The organism is Saccharopolyspora sp. CA-218241 (assembly GCF_050954615.1).
Lineage (GTDB): Bacteria > Actinomycetota > Actinomycetes > Mycobacteriales > Pseudonocardiaceae > Saccharopolyspora > Saccharopolyspora cebuensis.
This window is the reverse complement of the sequence record NZ_CP191860.1, coordinates 5,115,272-5,127,337: the sequence shown is the minus strand read 5'-3', so window position 1 is coordinate 5,127,337 and position 12,066 is coordinate 5,115,272. Positions and strand designations below refer to the sequence as shown.

The window sequence follows — 12,066 nt, the reverse complement described above, 5'->3', positions numbered from 1 at the left end:
GATGAGCGAGGAATCCGCCCGCCGGGCCGCGGAGTGGCTGGACCGCACGTACGGCGGGCTGGTCACCCTCACCAGCGAGCAACCGGTCTTCGAGACCGAGCGCAACCTGCTGTTCGGTTGCGACTACGTCTCCCCGGAGCCCGAACCGCTGCTGGCCGTCACCATCGCGGTGCCCAAGGACGGTGGCGAGCCGTTCCCCGTCGCCAACGCCGAGCCGCTGGACGACGTGATCAACTCGGCGGACGCCGGTTCCTGGCGCTCGCGGGTCAACGCGCGGGGCTGCGTGATCGCGACGGACGCCGCGGTGGACCGCCACCCGGCCTCGGCGCTGCCCTGGGAGCCGCTGGACGAGGCGCCGGGCTGGTGGGACCGGATGCTGGCCGCGCACTTCCCGGGCGCGGAGGTGTTCACCTGCTCGACGTGGCAGGACGCCACCTCGATGATCCTGGAGGGCGGCCCGGGCACCCGGGCCGTGGTGTGGCTGCGCAGGCAGCGCGGCGGCGTCGAGATCACCGGCCACCTGCTCTACGCCTTCCACGACGAGGACCAGGTCGTCGTCCTCGACGGCCAGCGGGGAGCGCTGGCCCGGCTCGACGACGACGAGGTCGCCCAGATCGCCGTCGCCCGGTTCCACCGGCCGCTGCCAGGGGCGGTCGAGGTCCTCGCGCTGCCGTGGGAGGGCGCGGCGACCGACCTGGACGCCGCCGTGGACAAGGCGGAGCGCTGGCTCCGGCACACCTACGGCGACGAGGTGGTGCTGGTGGCGCCGGACCCGGCGGACGAGACCGAGCGGGGCTGGCTGTTCGCGTGCACCACCCGGCGGTTCCTGGAGACCGGCGACTGGCGCGACCAGATGCTGGACGCGGCGCTGGTGGTGCCCAAGGCCGAGGGCGAGGCGCCGTTCGGCCTGCCCAACAACGACCCGTGGGCCTACCTGTCCGAGTGGGACTCGGGTTCCGACGAGCTGCCCGAGCCGCCGATGCCCGCCTACGCCGCGTGGTTCGAGCCCACCATGCGGGAGCTCGGCGAGCCGCTGAGCCTGTCCGAGCACGAGCACTGGGGCGGGGTGCTGTCCGAGCTGGCGGAGGCCGCCGAGGGGGCCAAGGCGCTGGTGTGGATCCGCCGCCAGGACGCCCGCGAGCGCGAGACGGTGGGCAACCTCCTGGTCGCGGTGCAGCAGGACGGTGAGGTGCGGTTGGTCGACTCGATGGCCGAGCAGGGCATGCCCGCCTTCGACCAGCAGCCGCTGGGGCTGCACGTCGTCCGCTTCGAGTAGGGCCAGCACGCATCGGGAGCCGACGCGGGTCGGTGTCAGGAGGAGGTCGGATGGACGAGCGGGCCGGGACCGACGAGCGGGCCGAGGCGCTGGCCGACGCCCGGGAGCGCGCCGCGTTCGGCCCGGACGACCGGTGGTACTTCCTGCTCGATCCGGCCTGGGAGGGCGCGGACGAGGAGGCCGAGCCGCCGTCGGCTGCCGTGGTGGGCGGCTGGTTCGTCGAGGAGGGCGAGGAGCCCCTGTTCCGCCCCAACCCGGACTACGAACCGTCCCGGCCGGGCCTGCCGACCGATCCGGTCGATGCCGCCCTGCAACTGGTGGTGGAGGGCGCGGTCGACGGCGGTGAGGTGCTGGACGCGCTGGGCCGGGTGGTGCTGGGCCTGGCGGTCGACGAGGAGGGCACCACGGTGGTGACCCGCGCGCCCGACGAGCTGCTCTCGGTGCTGGTGGCCACCGCCCCCGCGCACCGGCGACGGGTGCCGGACGCGTGGTGGGTGGAGGTGACCATCGACGAGATCGCCGACGGCCTGCCCGAATCCGGCTTGGACGTGCTGCTCAACCCGGGAGCCCCGGCGTCGATGCGGATCGGCGCCGCCACGCTGAAGGACGCCTTCGCGACCGAGGAGCCGACCGAGGACGAACCGGAACCCGCCCCGGCGAGCTGAGCCGCGCTCAGCTCGTGGACAGGTTCCCCTGGAGGTTCGTCGACCACTCGTGCCACGGCCCGGCCGCCGGGCCGCTCTGCCGGGTGCGGGTCAGCGAGCCGTCCGCGCCGATGCCGTACACGCAGAGCCTGCCTTCGAAGTCCTTCACCACGGCGGTCAGGTCGACGAGGTCGCCGCCGCGGTCCTGCCACTCCTTCCACCCGGTGCGGCCCGGGCCGGACTGGAAGCTCTCGTGCACGGTGCCCTCGGTGTCCCGGGCGAACACCACCAGCGAGCCCTTGGCGTCCATGGCCACCTCCGGGCGCTCGGCGAAGACCTCGGGCCCGCTGCGCCAGGTCTCCCAGCTCCGCCAGTGGGTCCACCGGTTGGCGTCGGGACCGAGTTCGCTGCTCTGCAGGATCTCGCCCGTCGGGTCCACCGCGAACAGTTGCAACCGGCCCTGGTGGTCCAGCGCCACGGCCGGGGAACTGGCCACGGAGCCGGTGATGCCGCGCGCCGGGCTCCACCCGTCCCCGCCGGGGTGGAGCTGCGAGTGGGTCCACACGACCCCGTCCGCGCCCAGGGCGAAGAGCTTCAGCACGTGCCGCGCGTTGACCTGCACCACCGGGTCGTCCGCGACCGGCGGGGTGGACATCGTCCGCAGCCCGGTCCACCGACCGGTGCCCGCCATCGTCTCGTGGGTCTCCCACAGGGTGCCGCTCGCGGAGCGGACGAACACGAACAGCCTGCCCAGCGAGTCCTGGGCGGCGGCGGGGGTGCCCACCAGGTCGTGCCCGCCGAGGCCCTGCCACTCGCCGGACCGCTCGGCGCCCGGGTCGACCTGCGGGTTGTAGGTCAGCCCGCCGTCGGTGCCGACCGCGAACGCCGCCATCCTGCCGTGCACGTCGGTGAGCACCACCGGGTCGCCCGCGACGCTGCCGCCGAGATCGGTCCACCCCGCGCTGGTGTCCGCGGCGGGTTCGCTCTCGCGGGTCCGGACCACGGTGTCCAGCTCGCTCCTGGCCACGTGGGTGACCCGCCATGCGCTGTCCGGCATCGCCGCCGCCGCGTGCTGCTCCGAGTAGCCGTTCATGACCCCGCCGCCGGGCTGGGACGGCGCGTGCGGGGCTTGGGGCCCGGGTGCCGCGCTCGGCTGGTCGGCATCGCGGAAGATGCCGATCATCCCGATCGGTGCCGCGATGAGCAGCGCACCGACCGCGCCCACCGCCAGGAGGCGCTTCCGGTCACCGCCGCGGGCGCGGATCCGCGGGATCGGGATGGTCGAGACCTCGTCCGGTTCGGGGAGCCGTTGCGGGTTCGCGGGCCGGCTTTCCTCCGGGGACTCACCGGACAGATCGTTGACCGAGTACAGAGGCACTGGCACCTCCACCGTGCACCGCAAGATCTTTTGAACCTGAAACTACCACCCTTCCGGGTGAGGGGTTCGGGAACCCGGTGCACCTCCGCGAGGGGATCACGCCCGGGACAGCGGGAGCCGCACCTCGAAGCAGCAGCCGCCCGGCACGTTGCGCACCGACACCTGACCGCCGTGGGCCTGCACCACCCCGCGCGCGATGGACAGGCCGAGCCCGCCGCCCCGTTCGGCGCCGGGCGTGCGGGGAGCGCCCCGCCAGCCCACGTCGAACACCGAACCCAGGTTCTCCAGCGGGATGCCTCCGCACTGGTCGGAGATCCCGACCACCGCCCACCCGCGCACCGCGCGCACGTCGAGCGACACCGCCGTGCCCGCCGGGCTGTACTGCATCGCGTTGGACAGCAGGTTGTTGAAGACCCGGGTCATCATCCGGTCGTCCACGGCGGCGGTGACCGGCTCGACGCGGTTCGGCCGGAGGCGGATGCCGCGTTGCTCCGCCAGGTCGTCGAAGCCCGCCACCGCGTCGCTGACCAGGTCGTCGACGGCCACCTCGCGCAACGTCAGGCGCAGCGTGCCGGATTGGAGCTGGGAGAGTTCGAAGAGGTCGTCGACCATGTCGGTCAACCGGTCGGCGTCGGCGCGGATCTTGCGGCAGTAGTGCGGCAGGTCGTCGGCGACACCGTCCTCCAGGGACTCGGTCATCGCGCGCAGCCGGGCCAGCGGGCTGCGCAGGTCGTGCGAGATCCACGCGACGAGCTGCCGCCGGGACGCCTCGACGGCCTGCTCCCGCTTCCGGGACTCGGCGAGCTTGTCGCTGGTCACCCGCAGTTCCCGGGCCAGTTCGGCGAGTTCGGCGGTCGGCGGGTCGTCGGTGAGGTGGAACCGCTGGTCCCGGCCGAAGGCGCGCGCGGCGTCGGCCAGCTCCCGGCTGCCCCGCACCACCGAGCGGCCGAGCAGCAGGCCGATCGCGATGGAGACCGTCCCGGCCACGAAGTTGACCGCCAGCGTCGTCGACACCGGGAGCTGGGCGGACCGGCTCACCAGGACGATGGTGATCGTGCTCGTGTTCATCGCGCACACGGCGATCACGATGACGGCCACCAGCGACACGTTGACCGAGTACCGGCGGAGGGCGCGCAGCACCACCGCGCCGATCAGTCCCACCCCGGCCGACTCGCACGCCGCGATCAGGGCGACCAAGGCGGGATTCACCGCTGCGGCCCCGGCGGGTCGAACCGGTAGCCGACGCCCCACACGGTCACCAGCATCGCGGGCCGCGCCGGGTCGTCCTCGATCTTCGAGCGCAACCGGCGCACGTGGACGGTCACCGTGGAGGCGTCGCCGAAATCGTAGGACCACACCTCGCGCAGCAGCTCGTCCCGCCGGAACACCCGGCCGGGGTGGTCCAGCAGGAACACCAGGAGCTCGAACTCCTTGTTCGTCATGGTCAGCGTGCGCCCGGCCTTGGTGACCACCCGGGCGGTCTCGTCCACCGCCAGGGAGCCGGCCCGGCGCACCCGGTCGACCGGGGCGGGCGGCGGCGCGGTGGTCCGGCGCAGCACCGCCTGCACCCGCATCACCAGCTCGCGCGGGCTGAACGGCTTGGTCACGTAGTCGTCGGCGCCCACTTCGAGGCCGCGCAGCCGGTCCTCCTCGGTGTTCTTGGAGGTCAGCATGATGACCGGGGTCTGGCTGCTCGCCCGGAGCTGCCCGAGGACCTGGATGCCGTTCAGCCCGGGCAGCACCACGTCGAGGATGACCAGGTCCGGCGCGGTCTGGCGGGCCAGCTCCAGCCCGACCGCGCCGTCGGAGACCACCACCGCGCCGTACCCGGCGCGGTGCAGGTAGTCGGAGATCACCTGGGCGACCGCGTGGTCGTCCTCCACGACGAGCACCCGCCGCGCGGCGCGCGAGCGGCCGTTCGTCGTCTGGTCCGGCTGCGTCGTCATGTTCTGGACCCGTTCCCGATCTCGAGCTCGCCGCACACCGTCCGTCCCGGAGGGGTGACGCTGCGCAGCGGCGGTCGATCCGCCGTACGGGAGGGATCTTCCTCCGGTCGGGTAACGGGCAGCCGACCGGGTGGCACCCGTTCCGTCACAACGGTGCCGTTCGCGCAGGTCGTCCGGAACGCGACGGAGCCCCCACCCGGGGTGGGGGCTCCTCGTGGGTCGCGGGTCGCCGGGCGGGCCCGGCGTGGATCACCAGGGGCTGACGCCGCCGTAGAAGGTGTCGGCGGAGAGGTCGCGCTGCTTGCGGTAGACCCCGTCCCCGTCGTTGCTGCCTTCGCCGTTGGTGTTGCCCTCGATGGTGGTCACGGTGCCGTCACCGTTGACCTTCTCGACGATGGCGATGTGGGTGCTGCTGCTGGCGGAGTTCGGGCTGGTGCCGAACAGCAGCACGTCACCGGGCTGGGCCTGGGAGAGCTGGTCGCTGCCGTAGGCGGTGCCCTTCTGCTCGCCGGTCGTGTAGACGTTGCCGGTGAAGGCCATCTTCTCGTTGTCGACGTCCACGCCCGCCTGCTGCCACATCTCCATCGCGAACAGCGAGCACCAGACGACGCACTGCTCGGAGTACTTGGAGCAGTTGTCGCCGGTCTCCTTGGTGCCGATCTCGGCACGCGCGGCCTGCAGGATGCGCTCGCGCTGGGCCTGCTTGGCCTCGGCGGCCTGCTGGGCCGGGTCCGGGGCGTCCTGGGCCTCGGCCGGGCGGGGGCGGCGGGCTGGGCCGGCGCCTCGGGCTTCTTCTCGTCCTGGCCGCCGAACAGGTCCCACAGCCAGGAGCCGAAGGACACGCCGGCCGCGGCGCCGGCCGCGTGCGTGCCGGTCTCGGGGGTCTGCGCCTCGGCGGCACCGGCGGTCAGGGGCTGGCCGACCGCGGCGAAGGCACCGGCGGCGGCGAGGACCGTGACGGCCTTGCGCACGGGCTTGCGGTTGCGGGTCGGGGGGGTCCGCAGCGCGGAGGTGCGCTCCTCGTTGAAGTCAGTCATGAGCCACTTTCGTCTCGGGGGGCGTCCGGGCACGTGTCCGCCGGGGGATGCGGAAGTGCCTCCGGTGGGGTCCGGAGGCCCGGCCGTGACCGAACCGTGACATGGACAAATGTAGCGGTGGGTAATCGCTGCTTCAAGCAACCACCTGATCGGGTCGACATGTTGCCGAGATCAACCCCGAGATCGACACGGTGCGTGTTGGGGCCTGGCTGCTGCTTCCGCTCGCCCTTCCGGGACGCGGAAGCGTTCGGAGATCGGCTCGACGGCGCTGGGGAATCGGGTTCCCGCTGGTCAGCAGTGCGCGGCGGCGTCGGCGGACGGGCGCGGCACCCGGCCCCGCGGGAGCCGCCCGTGATCGGAGCCGACCGCGCCGGAGCGGACGAGCGGGTCCGGCGGTGAACTCGCGCACACCCGGCGCGGGGCGGCCCTGCCGGTGCTCGTGGGCAGGGCCGCCCGGGTCCGTCAGCAGCCGCGCGGTCCGTCAGCAGCGCCCGGCGAGCTCCAGGGGGACGGAGCGGAAGGTCAGCTCGTCGAAGCTGCCGCCCGTCCCGTTCTCGGCGAAGACGCCGACGCGGCCGTCGGGCAGCATCGCCAGCGCCGAGTACCCGGCGGGCCCGTCGTGGAGCACCTCGCCGTCGCTCCAGGTCTCGCCGTTGTCGCAGCTCAGCCGCAACGTCAGGGTGCGCCGTTCGGCGGGGTCGGCCGGGTTGCTGAACAGCAGCCAGTCGCTGCGCGCACCGTCCTGGGCCGGGTCGACCCGGATCTCGTCGGCGTTGACGCCCGGATCGGGCAGGGCGGGGATCGGCGTCGCCTCACCGAAGGTCGCACCGCCGTCCGGCGAGACCGAGCGCATCCGCGTGCCGCCGCCGACGGCCCTGCTGTTGTGCACGACGCGGCCGTCGGAGAGCTCGGTCACCTTGGTCTCGTCGGTGCCCGGGGACAGCAGTTCGCCGGTGCGCCAGGTGCGGCCGTGGTCGTCGCTGATGATGTTGCCGCTGCGGTGCCTGCCCTGGGCGTCGCGGACGACGATGGGCTGGAGCAGCCGGCCGTCGGCGGTCTGCACGCCGTGCCCGGACGAGGCGAACACCCCGGCCCAGGCCACGTCCTTGATCTGCGAGGTGATGTCGACCGGGTCGCTCCAGGTCCGGCCGTCGTCCTCGCTGGTGCTGACCCGCACGTGCAGCGTGCGCGGATCGCTGTCGTCGGCGCTGCCGGGTTCGGAGCTGCCGAAGCCCACCTCGCCGTGGCTGAACGTGCAGAACAGCAGGAGCCGGTCGGACACGCGGTCGGCGAGCAGGCTCGGGTCGCCGCAGCCCTGCGGCGCCGGGTAGTCGACGACGGTCCGCGGATCGCTCCAGGTGGCGCCGCTGTCGGTGCTGCGGCGCACCACCGTGTCGATGTTGCCGGGCAGGTCGCCCGCCCCGTCGTTGCGCTGGTCGTAGGCGACGACGACGGTCCCGCTGGAGGTCGTCGTGATGGCCGGGATCCGGTAGGTCGTCGAGGAGTCGCTGACGGCGAGGTCGACCGCCCGGGGCGCGGCCTGGGCGGTGGTCGGGGTCAGCACCAGCGCGCTCAGCGCCAGCAGGACGATCGGCGTGCGGCGTGGTCTTCGGGCCATGACGCTCCTCCTTCTCCGGTGGTCCCGCCCGGGTGGCGGGACCGGGCAGGTGTTCAGCGCCCCACGTGCTCACCACCGGCGGTGGTGACCGCTTCCGCGAAGGAGCGGGTGATCCAGGTGGGGTCGGTGATGGCGGTGCCGACGACGACGGAGGCGGCGCCGGCGCGGATCGCCTCGGCCGCCTGCTCCGGTGCGTGGTAGCGGCCTTCGGCCACGATCGGGACCTCGGGGAGCGCGGCGGCGAGTTCGCCGACCAGCGCGAGGTCCGGACCAACGGTTCGCCGGGAGCCCGGCGTGTACCCGGACAGGGTCGTGGCGACGAGGTCGGCCCCGGCGTCGGCGGCGGCGATCCCTTCGGCCGCCGTGGACACGTCGGCCATCGCGAGCTTGCCGAGCTCGTGCACCGCCGCGATCCCGTCCCGCAGGGCGGAGCCGTCCGGGCGGGGGCGTGCGGTGCCGTCGAGCGCGACGACGGCGGCGGGCGTGGCGGCCACGGACCGGGCGGCCTCGACGGTCGGCGTGATGAACACTCCCTCGCGACCGGACTTGGTCAACCCGATCACCGGCACGTCCACGGCCTCGGCCACGGCGGTCACGTCCGCCACCCCGCCGACCCCGCCGCAGCGGATGGCGGCGGCGCGCCCGTCCGCGGCGGCCCGCGCGACCCGGGCGAGGGTGCCGGTGTGCCGGAGCGCGTGGCCCTCCGAGGCCTGGCACGAGACGATCAGCCGGCCGTTGATGGCGCTGAGCAGGGCGTTGAGCTTCATCGGTGTTCCCCTTCGGTCGCGGTGGTGAGCAGGGCCGCGCCGAGGACCGGACCGTCGCGCTGGAGCAGCGCGGGCAGGACCGGGGTGCGGCGCTGCGGCGGGCGGGTCTCGGCGTCCAGGGCGCGGGCCATCGGGTCCAGCAGCGCCGCGCCGAGCCGGGCGGCGCCGCCGCCCACGACGACGGCGTCCAGGTCCAGGGCGGTGACGAGGCCGGAGAGCACCCGCCCCAGGAGCGCTCCGGCCGCGGTGACGGCCTGCCGGGCCCGGTCGTCGCCCGCCCGCATCCGCCGCTCCACCTCGGGCAGCTCGACCGGCTCGCCCCCGGCGAGCGCGGTGTAGGCGGCGGCGATGGCGGGACCGGAGGCGACGGCTTCGAGGTGGTCGTCGCGTCCGCACCCGCAGGGCTTGGCCCCGCGCGTCGGCACCAGCAGGTGCGCGATCTCGCCCGCGGTCGCGCGCTCGCCGCGCACCGGAACGCCGCCGCGGCTGAACGCGCCGCCCACCCCGGTGCCCACCGAGACGTGCAGCACGAGGTCGTGCCCGCGGGCGGCGCCGAGCCGGCATTCGGCCAGCGCCATCGCGCGCACGTCGTTGTCCACGGCCACGGGCAGTCCGGTCCGGCGCGCCAGCTCGGCGCGGACCTCGGCGCCGTGCCACCCGGGGACGGTGTCGGTGGCCGAGCGCACCGTCCCGCTGACCGGGTCGACGATGCCGGGCGCCCCGATGCCGAGCGAGGTGACGGGCGGGCCGTCCGCGCGCAGCTCGGCGACGGCTCCCGCCACGGCGTCGAAGATCGCCGCGCTGCCCAGCCGCGGTGTCGCCCGCCGGGTGCGCCGGACGATCGTGCCGTCCACCACCAGTCCGGCGGCGATCTTGGTGCCGCCGATGTCCACCCCGATCGCGGTCACAGCAGCCCCGCCGAGATCAGCCGTTCCTTCACCCGCAGCACCTCGTCGGCGGTGAGCGGCAGCTGCGGGGGAGCGGTGACCGGGCAGTCGATCACCCCGCGCAGGTGCAGGGCCGCCTTGAAGGCGCCGAGCGCGGCCGAACTCGCCCCGATCCGCGCGGGGTCGCCCGCCTCCACCAGGCCGAACAGGTCGAACAGCCGCTCCTGCTCGGTGCCGGCCGCGTCCCACCGCCCGTCCGCGCAGTGCCGGAACAGGCGCGCGTAGCCGTCCGGGTCCACGTTGGCCAGTCCGGGGACGACGCCGTGCGCGCCGGTGCGCAGCGCGCTGTCCACGGTCAGCTCCGAGCCGGTGAGCACGCTGCACGAGGTGATGCCGCGGTGGCGCAGGGCCAGCAGCAGCCGCCGCATCCCCGCGTCGTCGCCGCTGGAGTCCTTGACCCCGGCGAGGACGCCGTCCCCGGCCAGCCGGACCAGCAGGTCGGCGTCGAGCTTGGTGTGGACCGACACCGGCAGGTCGTAGGCGTACAGCGGCAGCTCGGTGCGCTCGGCCAGCAGGCGGAAGTGGTGCTCGACCTCCGCCGGGTGCGTCCGGGTGTAGAACGGCGCGGTCGCCACGATCCCGTCGCACCCCGCCTCCTCGGCGGCGCGGACGTGGTCGAGCACCCGCAGCGTGGTCATGTCGATCGCCCCGGCCAGCACCGGCACCTGACCGGCGACCGCGGCGGTGGTCGTGCGGAGCACTTCCGCGCGGTGCCGGTCCGGCAGGTACGCGGTCTCGCTGGTGGAGCCGAGCACGAACAGCCCGTCGACGCCGCCGTCGAGCAGGTGCGCCAGGAGCCGTTCCAGGGACCGGTGGTCGACCTCCAGGTCCGGGGTCAACGGCGTGCACACCGGCGGGACGACGCCGCGGATCGGTCGGGAGTGCATGGTGCTTCCTCGTCTTTCTCGGTCGGGTCAGGTCTTGGCGCGGGACAGCGCGGCCCCGTCGAGGGCGTCGGCGGAGCGCACCGCGTCGGGGCGCAGCAGGCGCTGGAACCGGGTCGGGGCGTCGATGCCGATGAGGAGCAGGACGACGAAGGTCAGCCCGAACGACAGGACCGCCAGCGAGGTGCCCAGGCTCATCGAGGCGCCGAGCGTGGCACCGAGCGCGGGCGCCACCGCGCCGCCGAGGGCGCCGACGTTGTAGCTGAAGCCCAGGGCCGCGGCGCGCTGGTGCACGTCGAAGTACCCGCCGATCCACTTCGGCAGCAGCCCCGAGATGCCCTGGCCGAAGACCTGCTGCACGAACAGCAGCACCCCGAGCAGCAGCAGGCTGTCGCCGCCCACCGCGAACACCGGGAGCACGACGACCTGGGAGATCAGCAGGCTGATCCAGTACGCCCGGCGGGTGCCCAGCCAGTCACCGGTGAACCCGGCGACCCAGCAGCCCACGGCGGCGCCGAAACCGGAGAAGAACAGCACGTTGGCGACCTCGGCGGGATCGTAGCCCAGGTCGATCTTGAGGTAGGTCGGCAGCAGCGACTGGATGGGCCAGGAGTACAGGAACGCGGCGAACACGATCAGCATCACCATGATCCCGGTCGGCCAGCGCGGCCCGGCGAACTGGACGACGTAGGAGGTGAACACGGCCGCGCACACCACGCCCAGCACCGCGATCAGCCAGGTCTGGTCGACGATCGGGGTGAAGATGAGCACCAGCGCGAGGAAGGTGATCGCCGCGGTGGTGAAGTTCAGCGGCGCCCGCTTGCCGGTGAACAGGGTGCCGAGCACCGAGGGCGCGGCGTCGTCGGCCCCGGCCCGGTTCGCCTGCTCCCAGTCGTCGGATTCGGGCAGCGCGCGCCGCAGCCACAGCGCGACGGCGATCGGCAGGATGCCCAGCAGGAACAGCGCGCGCCAGCCGAACGCGGGGACCACGACGCTGTAGGTCATGGCCGCCACCACGGTGCCGATCGAGTACCCGGAGATCAGGAACCCGCTGGCCTTGTTGCGCAGGTGGCGCGGCCAGCTCTCGATGACGTAGGTGGAGCTGGCGGTGTACTCGCCGGCCATGCCCAGGCCGATCAGCAGTCGCGCCACGAACAGCACGCCGTAGGACGGGGCCAGGCCGCAGGCCAGCGTGCCGACGGAGAACAGCACGATGCTGAGCACCATCGCCGACCGGCGCCCGTAGCGGTCGCCGAAGCCGCCGAGGGCCAGCCCACCGGCCCACCGCGAGATGAACGCCGCGGAGACCAGCGTCGCGGCCTGCACGGTGGTCAGCCCGAACTCGGCGCTGATCTCGGTGAGCACGAGGGTGATGAGGATGAAGTCGAAGCCGTCGAGCAGGTAGCCCACCCACGCGGCGACGAACGCCTTCCACTGCTGCCTGCTGATCTGGCGGTACCAGGGGCCTGGTGGTCTCCCGCCCGCCTCCGGCCGCGCCGACGCCGATCTCATGGGCCGCACCTCCGCTCCGGGCTGCGCTGCCCGAGTCGCGTGTCCAAGACGTTGGAC

General features: G+C 73.8%; 11 protein-coding genes. 2 read left to right on the top strand and 9 right to left on the bottom strand.

The genetic code is table 11. From position 1 onward, the window contains the following. Position 1 precedes the first annotated feature (1 nt). Positions 2-1,276, top strand: coding sequence for a YrhB domain-containing protein (locus ACQP0T_RS24400; RefSeq protein ID WP_433870152.1), 1,275 nt, complete (start codon positions 2-4; stop codon positions 1,274-1,276). Positions 1,277-1,326: 50 nt separating this feature from the next. Further along, complete coding sequence (locus ACQP0T_RS24395) at positions 1,327-1,941, top strand: type VII secretion system-associated protein (protein WP_433870151.1); 615 nt, start codon at positions 1,327-1,329, stop codon at positions 1,939-1,941. A 7-nt stretch (positions 1,942-1,948) separates the two neighbouring features. On the opposite strand, the gene ACQP0T_RS24390 is transcribed toward ACQP0T_RS24395, so the two are convergent. The 9 genes from ACQP0T_RS24390 to ACQP0T_RS24350 form a co-directional block, all read right to left on the bottom strand. Further along, on the bottom strand, positions 1,949-3,298 hold the full coding sequence (locus ACQP0T_RS24390; RefSeq protein WP_433870150.1) for a hypothetical protein: 1,350 nt from the start codon (positions 3,296-3,298) through the stop codon (positions 1,949-1,951). A gap of 96 nt (positions 3,299-3,394) precedes the next feature. Continuing rightward, positions 3,395-4,507, bottom strand: coding sequence for a sensor histidine kinase (locus tag ACQP0T_RS24385; RefSeq protein WP_433870149.1), 1,113 nt, complete (start codon positions 4,505-4,507; stop codon positions 3,395-3,397). Then, positions 4,504-5,244, bottom strand: coding sequence for a response regulator transcription factor (locus ACQP0T_RS24380; RefSeq protein ID WP_433870148.1), 741 nt, complete (start codon positions 5,242-5,244; stop codon positions 4,504-4,506). The genes ACQP0T_RS24385 and ACQP0T_RS24380 overlap by 4 nt, the downstream gene beginning before the upstream one ends. A 249-nt stretch (positions 5,245-5,493) precedes the next feature. After that, positions 5,494-6,066, bottom strand: a complete 573-nt coding sequence (locus ACQP0T_RS24375) for a CHAP domain-containing protein (protein ID WP_433870147.1) — start codon at positions 6,064-6,066, stop codon at positions 5,494-5,496. A gap of 696 nt (positions 6,067-6,762) precedes the next feature. After that, a complete protein-coding gene (locus ACQP0T_RS24370) occupies positions 6,763-7,899 on the bottom strand; it encodes a sialidase family protein (protein WP_433870146.1) in 1,137 nt (378 codons plus the stop codon). A gap of 53 nt (positions 7,900-7,952) precedes the next feature. Further along, the gene (locus ACQP0T_RS24365) at positions 7,953-8,666 is read right to left on the bottom strand and encodes an N-acetylmannosamine-6-phosphate 2-epimerase (RefSeq protein ID WP_433870145.1); all 714 of its coding nucleotides are present in this window, start codon (positions 8,664-8,666) and stop codon (positions 7,953-7,955) included. Then, positions 8,663-9,574: an ROK family protein gene (locus tag ACQP0T_RS24360; protein ID WP_433870144.1), complete on the bottom strand. Its 912-nt coding sequence runs from the start codon at positions 9,572-9,574 to the stop codon at positions 8,663-8,665. Before ACQP0T_RS24360 ends, ACQP0T_RS24365 begins: the two co-directional genes overlap by 4 nt. Next, positions 9,571-10,500, bottom strand: coding sequence for a dihydrodipicolinate synthase family protein (locus ACQP0T_RS24355; protein WP_433870143.1), 930 nt, complete (start codon positions 10,498-10,500; stop codon positions 9,571-9,573). The genes ACQP0T_RS24360 and ACQP0T_RS24355 overlap by 4 nt, the downstream gene beginning before the upstream one ends. A 27-nt stretch (positions 10,501-10,527) precedes the next feature. Then, on the bottom strand, positions 10,528-12,009 hold the full coding sequence (locus tag ACQP0T_RS24350; protein ID WP_433870142.1) for an MFS transporter: 1,482 nt from the start codon (positions 12,007-12,009) through the stop codon (positions 10,528-10,530). Between the last annotated feature and the right edge of the window lie 57 nt (positions 12,010-12,066).